Annotated in this window: 14 protein-coding genes and 5 tRNA genes; 12 read left to right on the top strand and 7 right to left on the bottom strand. The window is 37.4% G+C overall.

Annotated elements, in window-relative coordinates; genetic code table 11:
• Window positions 1–152: 152 nt before the first annotated feature.
• The 4 genes from SOLCA_RS06185 (at window position 153) to SOLCA_RS06170 (ending at window position 4,204) form a co-directional block, all read left to right on the top strand.
• Window positions 153–704 (top strand): PepSY-like domain-containing protein, encoded by a 552-nt coding sequence (locus SOLCA_RS06185; protein ID WP_014679586.1) that lies wholly within the window; start codon window positions 153–155, stop codon window positions 702–704.
• Between the two features lie 148 nt (window positions 705–852).
• The gene (locus SOLCA_RS06180) at window positions 853–2,187 is read left to right on the top strand and encodes a glucoamylase family protein (RefSeq protein ID WP_014679585.1); all 1,335 of its coding nucleotides are present in this window, start codon (window positions 853–855) and stop codon (window positions 2,185–2,187) included.
• 136 nt (window positions 2,188–2,323) lie between these two features.
• Complete coding sequence (locus SOLCA_RS06175) at window positions 2,324–3,214, top strand: YitT family protein (RefSeq protein WP_014679584.1); 891 nt, start codon at window positions 2,324–2,326, stop codon at window positions 3,212–3,214.
• Between the two features lie 9 nt (window positions 3,215–3,223).
• Entirely contained in the window at window positions 3,224–4,204 is a 981-nt protein-coding gene (locus tag SOLCA_RS06170; RefSeq protein ID WP_014679583.1) for an ion channel, read from the top strand.
• Here the strand turns inward: SOLCA_RS06170 and SOLCA_RS06165 are convergent.
• The 3 genes from SOLCA_RS06165 to recR form a co-directional block, all read right to left on the bottom strand.
• On the bottom strand, window positions 4,201–5,028 hold the full coding sequence (locus SOLCA_RS06165) for an alpha/beta hydrolase (protein WP_014679582.1): 828 nt from the start codon (window positions 5,026–5,028) through the stop codon (window positions 4,201–4,203). The genes SOLCA_RS06170 and SOLCA_RS06165 overlap by 4 nt on opposite strands.
• A gap of 92 nt (window positions 5,029–5,120) precedes the next feature.
• Entirely contained in the window at window positions 5,121–5,936 is an 816-nt protein-coding gene (locus tag SOLCA_RS06160; protein ID WP_014679581.1) for an SDR family oxidoreductase, read from the bottom strand.
• A 171-nt stretch (window positions 5,937–6,107) separates the two neighbouring features.
• Complete coding sequence (gene recR, locus SOLCA_RS06155) at window positions 6,108–6,725, bottom strand: recombination mediator RecR (RefSeq protein WP_014679580.1); 618 nt, start codon at window positions 6,723–6,725, stop codon at window positions 6,108–6,110.
• Window positions 6,726–6,884: 159 nt separating this feature from the next.
• Between recR and SOLCA_RS06150 the strand changes: the two genes are divergently transcribed.
• Together SOLCA_RS06150 and SOLCA_RS06145 are read left to right on the top strand one after the other, a co-directional pair.
• Window positions 6,885–8,420 (top strand): sodium:solute symporter, encoded by a 1,536-nt coding sequence (locus SOLCA_RS06150; RefSeq protein WP_014679579.1) that lies wholly within the window; start codon window positions 6,885–6,887, stop codon window positions 8,418–8,420.
• Between the two features lie 103 nt (window positions 8,421–8,523).
• On the top strand, window positions 8,524–9,240 hold the full coding sequence (locus SOLCA_RS06145; RefSeq protein ID WP_014679578.1) for an LOG family protein: 717 nt from the start codon (window positions 8,524–8,526) through the stop codon (window positions 9,238–9,240).
• Between the two features lie 436 nt (window positions 9,241–9,676).
• Here the strand turns inward: SOLCA_RS06145 and SOLCA_RS06140 are convergent, their stop codons facing one another.
• From SOLCA_RS06140 to SOLCA_RS06130, 3 genes are all read right to left on the bottom strand, one after another.
• Window positions 9,677–10,597: a patatin-like phospholipase family protein gene (locus SOLCA_RS06140; protein WP_014679577.1), complete on the bottom strand. Its 921-nt coding sequence runs from the start codon at window positions 10,595–10,597 to the stop codon at window positions 9,677–9,679.
• A 90-nt stretch (window positions 10,598–10,687) separates the two neighbouring features.
• On the bottom strand, window positions 10,688–11,293 hold the full coding sequence (locus SOLCA_RS06135) for a DUF502 domain-containing protein (protein ID WP_014679576.1): 606 nt from the start codon (window positions 11,291–11,293) through the stop codon (window positions 10,688–10,690).
• Window positions 11,294–11,414: 121 nt separating this feature from the next.
• Window positions 11,415–13,958 carry a bifunctional UDP-N-acetylmuramoyl-tripeptide:D-alanyl-D-alanine ligase/alanine racemase gene (locus SOLCA_RS06130; RefSeq protein WP_014679575.1) on the bottom strand — a complete coding sequence of 848 codons (2,544 nt, stop codon included), beginning with the start codon at window positions 13,956–13,958 and terminating at the stop codon, window positions 11,415–11,417.
• A 29-nt stretch (window positions 13,959–13,987) separates the two neighbouring features.
• Between SOLCA_RS06130 and SOLCA_RS06125 the strand changes: the two genes are divergently transcribed.
• The 6 genes from SOLCA_RS06125 to SOLCA_RS06100 all read left to right on the top strand — a co-directional run bounded on the left by SOLCA_RS06125 (window position 13,988) and on the right by SOLCA_RS06100 (window position 15,314).
• Window positions 13,988–14,548, top strand: a complete 561-nt coding sequence (locus tag SOLCA_RS06125; RefSeq protein ID WP_014679574.1) for a regulatory protein RecX — start codon at window positions 13,988–13,990, stop codon at window positions 14,546–14,548.
• A gap of 143 nt (window positions 14,549–14,691) precedes the next feature.
• Window positions 14,692–14,767: transfer RNA gene (locus tag SOLCA_RS06120), tRNA-Gly, on the top strand.
• A gap of 39 nt (window positions 14,768–14,806) precedes the next feature.
• Window positions 14,807–14,879: transfer RNA gene (locus tag SOLCA_RS06115), tRNA-Gly, on the top strand.
• A gap of 17 nt (window positions 14,880–14,896) precedes the next feature.
• A tRNA-Leu gene (locus SOLCA_RS06110) sits at window positions 14,897–14,981 on the top strand.
• A 116-nt stretch (window positions 14,982–15,097) separates the two neighbouring features.
• Window positions 15,098–15,170, top strand: a tRNA-Gly gene (locus SOLCA_RS06105).
• A 59-nt stretch (window positions 15,171–15,229) separates the two neighbouring features.
• Window positions 15,230–15,314 (top strand) — tRNA-Leu (locus SOLCA_RS06100).
• A gap of 111 nt (window positions 15,315–15,425) precedes the next feature.
• Here SOLCA_RS06100 and SOLCA_RS06095 read toward each other — a convergent pair.
• Window positions 15,426–15,839, bottom strand: coding sequence for a DUF6157 family protein (locus SOLCA_RS06095; protein ID WP_014679573.1), 414 nt, complete (start codon window positions 15,837–15,839; stop codon window positions 15,426–15,428).
• Window positions 15,840–15,912: the final 73 nt, after the last annotated feature.

Raw genomic sequence — 15,912 nt, 5'->3', positions numbered from 1 at the left:
ATAATTGATTTTCTTGCTGGGTGTCCAGTTATATTATATCCAAAGTGTTTAAAATCAGTATTAATAGCCTTAGATTTAAATATGTGCTTATTTTTTTGTTTTAGGTAAAATTTCGATAACTTAAAGTAACTCTAAACAAAAAAACATACAATATGAAAACTACGCTCCGACTTTTAACTTTAATTTCCATCGTATTTTCTGGCTCCGCATTCGCACAGTCAGAACAATCTTCAAAAGTATTATTTGATGCCAAAAAGGTAGATCAAAAAGAATTACCAGCAGCAGTGGTAGCATCCGTGAAAAAGGATTTTCCGAACGCCAGCTTAAAAGAGGTTTATTCAATCCCAGCTAGTGTTTATGAATCCGATTGGCAGGTTATCACCAAAAATCCTGTTCCCAAAAGTATGGACATCCAATACTATTCATTGAAAATGAGTGGTAAAGAAATTTCAATGGACGCAACTTATGATAGCAAGGGCAAATTACTTACTGCAAAAGAATACATAACAAATGGTAAGCTCCCTAGAGCAATACCAACTTATATCGCAAACACCTATCCTGGATATGCAGTAAAATCAGATGAAATTCAGAAATGGTATAAAAACAATCAGAAAAAGGCCATTTACGAGGTAGCTATTACCAAGGGAACGGATAAGAAAAAGTTGTATTTCGACGAGAACAATAAATTAATAAAAGTTAAATAATGGTATAACCATGCTCTCTTACGAACCCGGTTAAACATACCGGGTTTTGTAGTTTAATGACAACCTGTCAACTAATCAACAAAAACTGATTTTAGTTTGATTTGTACTAAATTGTACATCGTATTTTTATCTTTTCAAGATACCTCTAATGAAAAAGATATTACTTCTACTATCACTTATAGCCCCTTTGATATGTGCATGCACATCCAAAAAAGAAAACCGACCCCAAACTTTTGCTTCTGAGGATGCTTTTTTAGATTCCATACAGAAAGTACATTTAAACTATATGTGGAATGGCGCTGAATCTACTTCCGGACTTGCTCCGGAACGAATTCATCCTAAGGGTGATTATCCTTTGAATGATAAAGATGTGGTTACCACTGGTGGCTCTGGTTTTGGTATTATGGGGCTTATTGTTGGCATAGACCGGAAATTCATTGACCGGAAGCAAGGCGTTGAACGGTTTCACAAAATAGTGGATTATCTGGCAAAAGCAGATCGATTTCATGGTGTATGGTCACATTGGATCGATGGACCAACGGGGAAAGTAAAACCTTTTGGCACCAAAGACGACGGAGGAGATTTAGTAGAGAGTTCATTCTTAATGCAAGGATTGATTTGCGCGCGTCAATATTTTCAAAATGGTAACGAACGTGAAAAAGAACTGGCAGCAAAAATTGATAAGTTATGGAGAGAAATGGAGTTTTCATTTTATCAGCAAGGTAAAGATGTATTATACTGGCACTGGTCACCAAAGTATCAATGGCAAATGAATTTTCCGCTTGAAGGCTATAATGAATGTTTAATTACCTATATACTGGCAGCTTCATCCCCTACTTATCCCATTCCGGCAAGTGCTTATCATAATGGCTGGGCCAGAAAAGGTACAATCGTTTCTGATGCTGCTCCTTACGGATATAAATTATACCTTAAACATAATTATGCAGAAGAAACCGGAGGTCCTCTTTTCTGGGCACATTATTCCTACATCGGTTTTTGTCCAAAAGGATCAAAGGATAAATATGCTGATTATTGGGAAGTAACCAAAAACCATGCTTTATCCGATTTCGCTTACTGTGTTGCTAACCCTAAACATTTTAAAGGATATAGTGATAGTTGTTGGGGACTAACAGCAAGTTATTCGCCCAAAGGTTATTCTGCACATGCTCCCAATAACGATCTTGGTGTAATAACACCAACTGCTGCATTATCTAGTTTTCCTTACACCTCTAAAGAATCTATGCAGGCGCTTAAATACTTCTATCACCAAAAAGGAGATAAATTATGGGGGCCTTATGGGTTTTATGATGCATTTAGCGAAACCGACAACTGGTATTCTGATGGATATTTAGCGATTGACCAATGTACCGTCGCTCCTATGATAGAAAATTACAGAACAGGTTTGCTGTGGAAATTATTCATGAGTGCTCCTGAAATTCAGGCCGGATTAACGAAGTTAGGTTTCACCTATACAGTAAATTAGCTTTTACTAATTAAACTTATTTGACCAACTATTTGATTTGCTTTTTTAAGGCCCTGTCTTGTTTAAACAGCAGGATTGGGCTTTTATTCTTCATCACAATTATGTTTTACAATTTGAATCCAATATTTTTGTTAGTATGCCTGTAAGTAAAAGTAAAACTGTCCGTCGCCTAAGTGCCCGAAAAAACCTTATAAATATTGCCCTTATTATACTTGGAATTTTCTCTGCCGCTTTCGGGCTTGAAAGTTTCCTGATTCCAAATGGATTTATTGATGGTGGTGTTACCGGTTTGTCGCTGCTTGCTAATCATGTTTTCGGGATCCCTATTTCTTTACTAATCTTTGTCTTAAACATTCCCTTTGTAATATTGGGTTATAAGCAAATTGGAAAAAAATTCGCGTTAATGACCTTATTGGCTATTGCCGGTTTAGCTATCATCCTTTCTACTTTTAAATTTCCGGTAGTTACTACCGATAAACTGCTCATTTCCATTTTTGGTGGTTTTTTATTGGGTGGAGGTATTGGAATGGCTGTAAGAGGTGGTGCAGTAATTGATGGAACAGAAATTATGGCCGTCTATCTTACACGTAAATCTTCATTAACGATAGGCGATATTATCCTTATCATAAATATCATGATTTTCGCCCTGGCGGCATTTTTACTTGGTATTGAAACTGCCATGTATTCTATTTTAACCTACCTGTCGGCAGCAAAAACGATTGACTTTATTATTCAGGGTATTGAAGAATATACTGGTGTAACCATCATTTCTATTAAAAGTGATGACATTAAAGAAGCCATCATTCAAAAATTAGGCCGCGGCGTAACCATTTATAAAGGCGAAAGAGGTTTTGGAGGAAATGTATACCAAAGCAAAGAAATTGACATTATTTTCACCGTTATTACACGTTTGGAAGTTTCTAAATTAAATTCTGAAATTGAGCGTATTGATCCGCGTGCATTTGTGATCATGCACAGTATCAATGAAACAAAAGGTGGTATGATTAAGCGCAGACCTTTACATTAACAAGACATCATGAAATTTGCCAGGATAAAGCAACGGTTTGTGAAAGACGAGCTACACGATTTGGGGTTTAGCGAAAAGCTTACCGGCAATAATCGCTCTTTAAATACAGATGGCAGCTTTAACGTTAAACATAGTGGCCATGAGCGCCTAACCCTTGAGGATGTTTACAATTCGCTCATTACGATGAGCTGGAGTAAATTTAGCGTTGTAATTCTCCTTTGGTTTATCTTAATAAACACGTTCTTTGCCTGTCTTTATTTGATGCTTGGCACCGAATATTTGAACGGCGCCCGTGGTCATGAACTACTAGAGCAATTCCTTGATTGTTTTTTCTTTAGTGCACAAACCCTGTCAACAGTTGGTTACGGTCATTTAAGTCCCAGCAACTATTGGATGAGTGGTGTTGCCGCTTTTGAGTGTTTATTAGGTCTATTAGGCTTTGCTTTAGCAACCGGACTTCTATATGGGCGTTTCTCCCGCCCTGCAGCTAAGATTCTTTTTAGTGATAATTTATTAGTAGCACCCTACAAAGGCGGACAAGGATTAATGTTCAGAATGGTGAATGGCCGCAAAACGCAGCTAATTGAAACTGAACTATTGGTGATTCTATCGCTAATGGTAGAAGAAAATGGGCAAATGGTCAGGCGTTTTTTTGAACTACCATTAGAGCGTACAAAGGTCAATTTCTTCCCAATGAGCTGGACGGTTGTTCATCCGTTTGATGAAAACAGCTTAATTTATGGTTACACAGCTCAAATGTTAAAAGAGAGCGATATGGAGCTGCTGGTATCCCTAAAATCCTTTGATGAAATCTACTCGCAGACCGTCTATGCCCGTTATTCTTATATTACAGAGGATATTGTTTGGGGAGCTCGTTTTATTCCTATGATAAAGAAACAAAACGGACATGCATTAATCGAACTGGATAAGCTCAATCACCATGAAGAAGTTGCATTGCCATTGGTTATTCTAAAATCGGAAGAACATTAGCCAGTTCTTTTCATGAAATCAATTATGTAATTATACATTGGATTTTTTGACATGAACATTTGTGATATCATTGCCCGATGCGCTTTTTTCCAGATAATATTAAACTCAAGCTTTACTCCTTCAAGCTCGCACTGTTTTCTTAACCTTTCAGTTCCGATTAAAATTCCCGGATAGGTTAATGAACCTAAAAATGCCTGGATCGGAAGTTTACAATTTTTCAGATAATTGATTGGTGTCGCCTTTTTCCAGCTTTGTTCATGATCACCAAAAATCGGATAATACTTTTTACCAAACTCAATCCCGTTTATGGTAAAAAACTCATACAAATCGAGCAAGAAACTATCAATAAGAATTAATCCTTTAAGCGGGTTTCCGATCTTTGCTTGCTGAAAGTACCTGTTATCCAAACCTGTTAACGCCGAAAGGTAGCCCCCAGCTGAGTGTCCGGATAAGAAAATACGTGACGCATTTCCACCATAATTCTCAATATTATTGTACACCCATTTTATCGCCCTTGCCACATCAAGACCCATGTCTTCATAACTAAACGTTGGTGCAAGTCGATAATTGATAGCCACAAAAACGATATTCCTTTTGGCAAAATTGATTCCCAAACGACCATAGATATTTTTATTCCCCGTATCCCACTCACCTCCATGCACAAAAATCAGCACATCAGCATTTTGAGCATTCGCCGGAGCATACACATCCAAGCGATTCCTTTCATCATCGAAATCGTCAGTTTCTACGTACGGAATTTCCTTAACCTTTTTTACATCAGCAGATGTAAAGGAAGCAGATAATGTAGCAATTAAAGCAAGCATAGTTTAGTCAAAAATTGAGAGTCTTGAGTCCGGAGTCTTGAGTCAATAATTAAAAACTTGGAACTCTAGACTTTGGACTCAAGACTAAAAAACTATTTAAGCAACGGATCCTTCTCTTTTGTGAAATGATTATACACCAATTTATCGGTTAATGCAGGGAACCAGCGGCTTAACCAAACGGTTAGTTTTCCCTGTCCGGTAATGATCAAATCGCGTTTACGTTTTTCTACGCCTTTTACGATGATCTTCGCCACTTCATCTGCCGACATCATTTTACCTTCATCCATTGATGTTTCGCCTTGTTGCTCATTATTTTTATTCAAAGCTACATTACGTATGTTCGAAGCAGTAAAGCCCGGACACGCAACCATCACATGAACATTATTCTTTAAGTTTTCGACGCGCAGTGATTCCATAAACCCTTGCATGGCAAACTTAGAGGCTGAATAACCTGTTCGTCCTGGTAATCCTTTATAACCGGCAATTGAAGAAACTCCTACTATTGAACCCTGACTCGTTATGATATCAGGCAACGCATATTTAGTACAGTAAACCGTTCCCCAAAAATTGATATCCATCACTTGTCTTAACACATTCAGGTCAAGATCTTTAAAAAGTGCACGCATGGATATTCCCGCATTATTAACTAAAACATCGATCTTTCCGAAAGTAAGTTTTGCCTGACCGATAAGTGTTCTACAATGATCTTCTTGTGTTACATCACAAGCAACCGCAACAACGCGTACACCATATTGAGTCTCTAACTGTTGACCAATTTCACATAAAGCAACATACTGACGTGCCCCCAGAACAAGGTTAGCTCCTTGCTTTGCAAATTCTTCAGCACAAGCTTTTCCAATTCCTGATGAAGCGCCTGTAATGATTACAACTTTTCCTTTTAATGACATGAATTTATGGTTATAAGGTTTGGAAATGAAATCTAAAGCCAGAATAGTACCAACTAAAATATACCCGGATAAAGATTTAATCGGTGTCAAAAATGAAAAAAAATATCGATTTATGTACAGTCGATTTTAATCGTCGGGACGTAGTACTTCTTGGTCATTCCTTACCCCTCTCTATTTCAAAAGCGTATTCTCATAAACAACACGAGTAACGATTGATCTTCCCAATGTCATTTCATCAGCATATTCAATTTCTCCTCCAAAAGAGATACCCCGTGCTATGGTTGTTATTTTGATATTAAAATCTTTCAGTTTTTTGTAGAGATAGAAAATGGTGGTATCACCTTCCATTGTAGGATTTAAGGCAAGAATAATTTCTACAGGTTCACCCGATGCCACGCGTTGGATTAAACGATCAATATTTAAATCAGACGGTCCAATTCCCTCCATCGGAGAAATAAGTCCATTTAAAACATGATACAAGCCATTAAATTGTTGGGTGTTCTCAATGGCCATTACATCCCTGCTGTCTTCAACCACACATAATAAAGAGCGGTCACGCTTGGGATGAGCACATATCTCACATACAGGAGTGTCGGAAATATTACCACAGTCGGAACAAAAACGAATGTTTTGTCGAAGTTTAATCATGGTAGTTCCAAAATGCTCCACTTCATCTGTTTTTTGGTTTAACAGGTGTAAAACCAAACGTAAAGCCGTTTTAGAACCAATGCCAGGTAATTTAGAAAACTCGTTTACTGCTTCTTCCAGTAATTTTGACGAAAACTGCATCTTACAAAAATATGAAATAGATATGAGATGTTAGATTGGAGATATGAGAGGCTTTTTGAGATGAGTAATCATTAACTCCGTTTTATAAAATCTCATATCTCATATCCCATATCTCATATCTAAAAAAAAAACTGTAGGTTAGCCGAACAACAATAAACTATGGCACCGGGCATATTACTCTCATTTATTATAACATACTTTTTGGTATTGTTAGTTATTGCGTACCTGACTTCGCGTAAATCATCAGACAACTCCACCTTCTTTATTGCTAACCGAAACTCTAAATGGTATTTGGTGGCTTTTGGAATGGTCGGTACAGCATTAAGTGGAGTAACCTTTATTTCTGTTCCCGGAAAAGTTGGTGCCCCAGGAGGTGATCAGTTTGCGTATTTTCAGTTTGTATTGGGTAATGCATTAGGGTTTTTAGTGGTCGCATTAGTGCTGCTGCCACTCTACTACCGGATGAAATTGACTTCCATTTATGAATATATTGAAAAAGCGCTTGGCCCCGTAAGTTATAAAACAGCTGCAGGTATTTTCCTGATGAGTCGTACAATCGGTTCTGCATTTAGATTATATCTGGTTGTAATAGTTTTACAGCGATTCATTTTTGATACCTATCACATTCCTTTCTGGCTTACAGTACTAATCTCACTGGGACTTATTTGGTCATACACCTACAAAGGTGGCTTAAAAACCATTATTATTACCGATACCCTACAAACCTTGTTTTTGGTTACTTCAGTATTTCTCACGATTTACTTTATCTGCAGTACTCTTGACTTTAACATTCCTCAGGCTTTTGAAGCTGTCAAAAACAGTGGTTATTCAAAAATCTTCTTTGTAGAAGACTTTGTAACAAGCAAGTTTCACGTTTCTAAACAACTAATTGGGGGTATGTTTGTTACTATAGCGATGGTTGGCTTAGATCAGGATTTAATGCAAAAGAATTTAAGCTGCAAGAACATTGGGGAAGCTCAAAAAAACATGCTAACCTTTACGGGTTTCTTTGTGGTTATTAATTTATTCTTTTTAAGTGTAGGTGCTTTATTATACCTGTATGCAACAAAAAATGGCATTGCAATACCAATTGATGCAATTACAGGCAAACCTCGTACAGACTTCTTATTCCCTGAAATTGCGTTAAACTATTTAAGTACTCTACCTGCTATAATCTTTATGCTCGGATTAACAGCAGCCACTTTTGCCACTACAGATTCAGCATTAACGGCCTTAACCACTTCCTTTTGTGTAGACTTTTTACATTTTGACAAAAAGCCGGAACAATCGGCTCAAATGGTTCGCACCCGCCATTGGGTTCACATTGGCTTTTCATTACTAATGTTCCTGGTGATAATTGTGTTCAACTCAATTAATGATGCCGCTGTGGTAAGTGCCATATTTACAGTTGCCTCTTATACCTACGGTCCATTATTGGGCTTATATGCTTTTGGTTTATTTGCTAAAACCAGGCAGGTTAATGATATTTTAGTACCTGTAATTTGCGTTTTATCACCTGCTATCTGTTATTTTTTAAACTTATACTCAGCAAAGTTGTTAGGTGGATATGTTTTCGACAATGAGCTAATTTTGGTAAATGGTTTAATAACCTTTATTGGGTTGCTTATCTTTTCATCTTCCAAATCTTCTCCTACGGTAAATGAAATAAAAGCTGGCAAAGAAATGGCTGTATAGCTCGCATAAGCCAGTTACTTGTTTTAAACATTATTCAAGCAACTTAGCATACAATTTTCAGGATCAGGGATAGCCTGATCCGACCTAAAAAAGAGAAATTACAATGAATGATAATCTAATAGACGACGAAAGAATACGTGAAGCGTTTGCAAATAAAGATTGGCCAGAGGTAAAAGTTACCGACTCATGGCAGATCTTTAAAATAATGGCTGAATTTGTAAAAGGATTCGAAACCATGGCCCGCATTGGACCATGTGTATCCATCTTTGGTTCAGCACGCATTAAACAGGGCACCGAATACTATGAAATGGCTGTTGAAATTGCTCGTCAGCTTACCTTAAAAGGATACGGTATTATTTCTGGTGGAGGTCCCGGAGTTATGGAAGCAGCCAATAAAGGTGCTCATTCTACGGGTGGTAAATCTGTAGGGTTAAATATAGAGTTGCCCCATGAACAATTCCATAATCAATATATCGACAAAGACAAATTGATGACTTACGACTATTTCTTTGTTCGTAAAGTGATGTTTGTTAAGTATTCACAAGGATTTGTGGTGATGCCCGGAGGTTTCGGAACCATGGATGAGCTTTTTGAAGCCTTAACCTTAATTCAAACCGGTAAAGTTGCCCGTTTCCCGATTGTATTAGTGGGTACTTCATACTGGAGCGGATTATTTGAATGGATCGAAAAACAACTAATCGAAGGTGGTTACATTTCAGCGGAAGATATGAATCTATTCCGTTTGGTAGATACGGCCGACGAGGCTGTTGAGCACATTATCCGCTTCTATAATAAATACGTTATTAAGCCGAATTTTTAGTCTTGAGTCGAGGGTCTTGAGTCTGGAGTTCATAGTTCTGAGTCGAGAGTTCTGAGTCTGGAGTCAAATAGTTCATGGATCATGGTTCATGGATCATAGTACTGAGTCGGGAGTTCTGAGTCAGGAGTCAAAAAGTTCATAGATCATGGTTCTGAGTCGAGAGTTTGAGTCTGGAGTCAAATGGTTCATAGATCATAGTTCTGAGTCTGAGCCAAATAGATCATAGCATGGATTATAGTCTTAGTCAGGAGTTCTGATTGAAGATCTTAAAAAGATCAGGGTTAATAGATTATAGCAAAAACTATAAACTATTAACCCTGATCTTTTTATTTAGTAAAGTTTATGGATCAAGCAAATACTATGGACCATGGTCTATGGACTATGGACAAATCTATGAACTATGAACTATCATCTATAAACTATGAACTATCATCATCTATGAACCCTTTGACTCCTGACTCAGAACTCCAGACTCCGAACTCTTCTCGTACTCCGCATACGCGTTTTCAAAGCTCAAACGGCCGACTTCAATCAATTCAGAGGCCCGGTAAAACTCAAAACTTCCACAAGCATTTCTTGAGACATTTACTAAAATATCCGGTTTATAAGTTTCAAGCATAACCTGGGTTAATCGATCTTGTAATAAATCAAATGAGCGATTAAGCAAGCCAAACATGCCAATCCTCTCAGAGGTTTCATTGCTACGGGTATCGATTCTTAGAATTGAAGAAACAAAAGTGTCCCAACGACTCTTTCCTATTTTGCGTGCTAAGATCTCTTGTTCTGTAGGAGATGGCAATACTAATGGTTGGATACTCGAATTTACATTTACAGCAACCAACAACTCATCAGGTTGACGCTGTGCTACTGCAATTGGTAATGGATTTAGTAATCCACCGTCGAGTAAAACCTTGCCTTCATCAATTACAGGTGTTAATACTGTTGGAATAGCGATAGAAGCCCTGATAGCCTTAAATAAATTGCCACTTTTAAAATAAATCTCCTGTTGAGAATTTAAATCTGTGGCAACTGCCGTAAACGGAATAGAAAACTCTTCAATATTATGAGATCCGATCAACTCTTCAATTGCATTCAAAACCCGATCGCCACGTACAAAACCGGCACCCGACCAAGTAAAATCAAGCAGTTTAAAAACATCCATTTTCTCCAGGTTTACCAACCACTTTTTATACGTTGGTAAATGTCCGGCGCAATAAATTCCGCCAATCAATGCACCCATTGAACAACCTGCAATACGGGAAATAGTAAAACCTCTACGTTCAAGCTCTTCAATAACACCAATTTGCGAAACCCCTCTTGCTCCCCCACTCCCTAATACTAAACAAACCTTCTTCATTTGTATGATTGCACCGATTTAATTGGATTACACAGATTTACTTTGAGATCGATTAGATAATGATTTGGATTTCTTGTCGTGTTAAAGGAATTAGATATCACTAACTCCACCGGACACCACATATTTCATCACATCGGCAGAATTCATATTTAACGGCTTAACTTTATCAGCCGGAATGATGTAATACTCACCCATAATACCGTATGAATTAGGAAAATAAACACCTACCTCCCCTTCCAAATCAAATTTTGAAAGGTCTTTTTGAGTAATAAATCCCACTCTTTTTAAGCCGTAATCATTGATTTGAACAATTACCGGTTCATTGAACTTCTTTTTCTCTCCGAAAAAACTCTCCATAAAGTCGCGAATCGACGAATAGATAAGTTTTAATAAAGGAACACGATCCAATAACCCCAAAAACCAATTTGAAATGGGTTCCGTAATTAAATAATTAGCCAATACCCCGATAAACGTAATAGAAATCAATACGATTACTAAACCGGAACCAGGTACCAGACTCAAAATTGGAATCCGTGATGAAAGCAATCCATCGACGAATGTAATACCACTAGCAATAATATAAAAGGTTAAAGCCAAAGGAATTACAAACAATAATCCTTTTATAAAGAATCCGAAAATTGTTTGCCACACATTTTTAGCTCTTACCTTTCTACGTAACTTACTTATATCTTCCATATTTCATTATTAATTAATGATAGCATAATCAAGGAAAAAACGATGAGATAGTTCCCTTTGTTCTTCTATCATTTATTATTCACTTCTCTTAAAAATCTTACTCTTTGTACGTTAATTAAGCCTATTCATATACATACACACGTTTTACACGCTGAGAAATCCCTGTAAGCACCTCATATGGAATTGTTCCGATTTTTTCGGCCAATTCTTCAACCCGAAGTTCTTCATTAAAAACAATAACTTCATCCGTTTCCTTACAATCAATTTCGGTTACGTTTAACATGGTCATATCCATGCATACACTGCCAATAATTGGTGCTCTTTTACCGTTTACAAGCATTTCACCCACGCCATTTCCTAACTTACGGCTTAATCCGTCTGCATAACCCAGCTTAACGGTTGCAATCTTTGAAGGTACATTTATTTTTCCTCTTCGATTATAACTCACCGTTTCACCCGGCGCTAACTCCTTAATTTGTGTGATCGTAGTTTTTAATGTACCAATCGGCTGTAACAAACGATTATTTTTCACAGCACTATCAATGCCATAAAGTCCCAGGCCTAACCGAACCATGTCTAAATGAGCCTCGGGGTGTCTTACAATACCTGCCGAATTACAAATATGCCTGATAAAACTATAACCTAACAATTGCTTTAGTTTATCAGCCACCCTTAAAAACAAATCAAGCTGTTTTTGTGTAAACCCGTCTTCTTCCGCATCTTCGCTGGCAGCCAAATGGGAAAACACCGATGCTACTTTAATATGTGGGTTGGCTTTTAAAATGGAAACCAGTTTATCTATATCTTCTTCCTGAAAACCTAAACGATGCATGCCTGTATCTATTTTCAGGTGAATTTTATATTCCTGACTATGATGAGTATGCAGAAAAGAAACAAACTCATTCAATATTCTGAAATTGTATAGCTCAGGTTCCAGGTTAGACCGAAGCAGACTTTCAAAAGCAAAAACGTCAGGACTCATAACCATTATTGGTAATTTAATTCCTGCTTTTCGTAGTTCAACACCTTCATCTACATAAGCCACCGCCAAATAATCAACTTTATGAAACTGCAATACATTGGCAATCTCAAAGCTTCCACTTCCATATGAAAAAGCCTTTACCATTGCCATTAATTTAGTTTCAGGTTGTAGCATCGATTTATAATAGTTCAGATTCTGTATCAACCCATTCAGATTAATTTCAAAAACGGTTTCGTGAACTTTCTGCTCAAGGAGTTTACTAATTTGTTCAAACTCAAATAAGCGGGAACCTTTCAGTAAAATGTTTTCATTATTAAACTTAGCTCCTGAAAATTCAGCAAGAAAAGCATCGGTATTAACATAAAACTCTTTCTCAAGATTAAACAGCTGTTCTTGTGAAGCTATTTCCGGACCAATGCCGATCAATCTATCTACTTTCGCTGATGCTAACAACTGTGCGACTTTAGCATATAATTCTTTGGAAGAAATTCCGGATTGAAAGATATCAGACAGTATTAATGTACGTTTTGGATGTTGCTGTTGCTGTTGTAGAAAGTCAAGTGCAATTTGCAACGACCCTAAATCAGAGTTGTAGCTATCATTGATGACAGTGCAATTATTAACTCCCTTGCGAAGTTTCAGGCGCATTTCAATTGGCGCCAGCTCTTTCATCCGTTGTTTGACCTGATTTTGAGGTATTTCTAATGCAATTAACACACACCAGCATGTGATCGCATTTTTTACTGATGCTTCATCAATAAAAGGAATTTCGATTGTATGCTCATGTGCCTTAATAACACCTGTTATTTTAGTATGTAGTGACTTTCTTTCAATTTCTTTTACAAAAACAGTTGCAGATGTATCTGTTGTCGACCAACTGATCTGCTGTTTGCCTGGAATTTCATTTGCAAAACCCGTTAATTCATCTTTTGGATAAATGAACGTGTTCACATCTCCAAACAGTTTAAATTTCTCAGTCAACTTTTGTTCAATGCTTTCAAAACCTTCATTATGTGCAGAACCGATATTGGTAAAAACACCAATGGTAGGTTGAATAACATTTACCAGGTTTAACATCTCATTTGGCATCGAGATTCCGGCTTCGAAAATAGCCAGGTCGGCCATGTCATTCATCTGCCACACCGAAAGAGGAACTCCTATTTGTGAGTTATAACTCTTCGGGCTTCTAACAATATGATGATCAATCGAAAGTAATTGAAAAAGCCATTCTTTTACTATAGTTTTTCCATTACTGCCTGTTACTCCAATTACCGGGTAATTAAATTGTTTGCGATGATTGGCCGCAACTAATTGTAACGCTTTAAGTGTATCAGGCACCAATAAAAAATTAATACCCGGATAGGCTTCCGACCATTTGTCTTCGGATATCACAAAGCTTTTAACTCCTTTATTAATAAGTTCAGGAATAAAGTTGTGCCCGTTTCGCTGACCTTTTAATGCAAAGAATAAGGTTATTTCGGGACTCAATATTTTCCGGCTGTCGATAGCCAATGTTTCAACCGGCAATTGAGGATTATTTATTTGTGCATTGGCACTCAGTAAATTACTTATGTATTGGAGTGTGTATGGGGTAAGAGGCATAGTACCGCAAATATAGTTATTGTGCGTATCGGAATGGACGCTTTGAAAACATTTTTGTTTACTCAAAAATAAGTTCTTCATTATGAATTGAGTATTATATTAAAAACATTTTGAAAACTCCATTTGGAGTTTCATGTCTCCATTTTAGCAAGCATATTTTTTACATTTGTGATATGCAGGATGAAGAATTCACAAAAAAACGCATTACCGACCCTAAGGTAGCATTAGAAAAAGCATCTCGATTTTGCGCTTACCAGGAACGCAGTCAGCAGGAAGTCCGAAGTAAATTATATGAATGGGGGTTGTGGACCGATGCGGTTGAAGAGATCATTGCAGATCTTATTCAAAACAACTACATAAGTGAAGAACGTTTTGCGAGAATGTACGCATTAGGGAAATTTAGAATGAAGCAGTGGGGTAAGAATAAAATTAAACAAGGCTTAAAGTTGAAAGGTGTTCCGGAGAACCTTATAAAAAAAGCTTTATTAGGAATCGACCCTGATGATTATGAGAAAACAATCGTAGATACTTGGAAAAAGAAAGATTTATCGGAAAAAGAACGCGATCCTTATAAGCGAAATTATAAAATTGCACAGTATTTAATGAGTCGAGGGTTTGAAGGAGATAGTGTTTGGGCCATAATTAATGAACAATCTAAGGCTATCAAATAAAAAACAAAAAAATTCATGCGCTGATTTTAAAACGCTTACGTCATTCGCTGCTCAAAAACCTATATTTTTTATTAATTCACTATTGACAGCAATTAGATAATCCCTATATTTGCAGTCCCAAAGCAATAAGGGGTATAACTATTGCGAAAGTAGCTCAGTTGGTAGAGCACAACCTTGCCAAGGTTGGGGTCGCGAGTTCGAATCTCGTCTTTCGCTCCAAAAGAAAATGTTCTTTAAAAAGTCTTAATAATTAAAAAAGCGAAAGTAGCTCAGTTGGTAGAGCACAACCTTGCCAAGGTTGGGGTCGCGAGTTCGAATCTCGTCTTTCGCTCTCTTTTAACAAAGGCTGCCTTGGTGGTGGAACTGGTAGACACGCAGGACTTAAAATCCTGTGGCCGTTAAGGCCGTGCGGGTTCGATTCCCGCCTGAGGTACAAATGCATGTTAAGGCCATGCAGGCTTCCTGATAACGATCGGGATGTTTAACGTACTAATCTCTTGAGGAGATTTTTGAAATATTAACAAAGAACTTGAGAGACAGTTCTTTAATGCGAAAGTAGCTCAGTTGGTAGAGCACAACCTTGCCAAGGTTGGGGTCGCGAGTTCGAATCTCGTCTTTCGCTCTACTTATTGTTTAGTTTTATATTTTTATCGAACTTTGCAATGATTTAAAATCACCGATGCCTTGGTGGTGGAACTGGTAGACACGCAGGACTTAAAATCCTGTGGCCGTTAAGGCCGTGCGGGTTCGATTCCCGCCTGAGGTACAAAAGCCGATCAGACGATCGGCTTTTTTGTTTTATACGGTTTTTGACTTCGAAATTATGTTTTCAACCCGAAACATTGAAGGGATGACAACGAGACGGATCTAAAATTATCTATCTACTTGTTTTCATTGCCTTAACCACGGTCAATGCTTTATCATCTAACATCTTTTGATACATCTCCGTTTCACAACCATAAATAGCGATTTTACCTTCTTTATTACTGTGCACCCCCCAACCATATCGTTTTCCTAAAGGCGATGCCCTAAAACATGCCTGTCCCTTGGAGAAGAATTTTTCCTTTGCCTCCTCATATTCTGATTCGGTTAGATCATTACGATCGGCATACACTTGAAATAATACCTCATCAGAAGTGTATTTGTAAGGATTATTCTTTACCAACTCGAATTGGATATTTGCAACAGTCCTTTTATCGCCTTTCAATGGCGGCATTTCCCCTACTCCTGCCGGACAATCATCTGCAACTATTATAAATGTATCAAAGTAGTTTGTGGTATGTACTTTCATTTTCGTGACTTTTTGTAAAGTTACAATTGACCATTGACAACTGTATGTCAGTAAGCTGTTAAAAACTGTTTTA

Origin of the sequence: Solitalea canadensis DSM 3403, from assembly GCF_000242635.2 — a bacterium.
Taxonomy (GTDB): Bacteria; Bacteroidota; Bacteroidia; order Sphingobacteriales; family Sphingobacteriaceae; genus Solitalea; species Solitalea canadensis.
Note: the sequence above shows the minus strand (reverse complement) of the source record. Positions and strands in the feature narration are given on the sequence as shown.

Excerpts from the sequence above, each read along its gene's own strand:
- recR (WP_014679580.1), bottom strand. The coding sequence starts at position 6,725 with ATGCAGTTTTCGTCAAAATTACTGGAAGAAGCAGTAAACGAGTTTTCT.
- SOLCA_RS06175 (WP_014679584.1), top strand. The coding sequence starts at position 2,324 with ATGCCTGTAAGTAAAAGTAAAACTGTCCGTCGCCTAAGTGCCCGAAAA.
- SOLCA_RS06140 (WP_014679577.1), bottom strand. The coding sequence starts at position 10,597 with ATGAAGAAGGTTTGTTTAGTATTAGGGAGTGGGGGAGCAAGAGGGGTT.
- SOLCA_RS06185 (WP_014679586.1), top strand. The coding sequence starts at position 153 with ATGAAAACTACGCTCCGACTTTTAACTTTAATTTCCATCGTATTTTCT.
- SOLCA_RS06130 (WP_014679575.1), bottom strand. The coding sequence starts at position 13,958 with ATGAAGAACTTATTTTTGAGTAAACAAAAATGTTTTCAAAGCGTCCAT.
- SOLCA_RS06150 (WP_014679579.1), top strand. The coding sequence starts at position 6,885 with ATGGCACCGGGCATATTACTCTCATTTATTATAACATACTTTTTGGTA.
- SOLCA_RS06170 (WP_014679583.1), top strand. The coding sequence starts at position 3,224 with ATGAAATTTGCCAGGATAAAGCAACGGTTTGTGAAAGACGAGCTACAC.
- SOLCA_RS06135 (WP_014679576.1), bottom strand. The coding sequence starts at position 11,293 with ATGGAAGATATAAGTAAGTTACGTAGAAAGGTAAGAGCTAAAAATGTG.
- SOLCA_RS06180 (WP_014679585.1), top strand. The coding sequence starts at position 853 with ATGAAAAAGATATTACTTCTACTATCACTTATAGCCCCTTTGATATGT.
- SOLCA_RS06095 (WP_014679573.1), bottom strand. The coding sequence starts at position 15,839 with ATGAAAGTACATACCACAAACTACTTTGATACATTTATAATAGTTGCA.
- SOLCA_RS06145 (WP_014679578.1), top strand. The coding sequence starts at position 8,524 with ATGAATGATAATCTAATAGACGACGAAAGAATACGTGAAGCGTTTGCA.
- SOLCA_RS06165 (WP_014679582.1), bottom strand. The coding sequence starts at position 5,028 with ATGCTTGCTTTAATTGCTACATTATCTGCTTCCTTTACATCTGCTGAT.
- SOLCA_RS06160 (WP_014679581.1), bottom strand. The coding sequence starts at position 5,936 with ATGTCATTAAAAGGAAAAGTTGTAATCATTACAGGCGCTTCATCAGGA.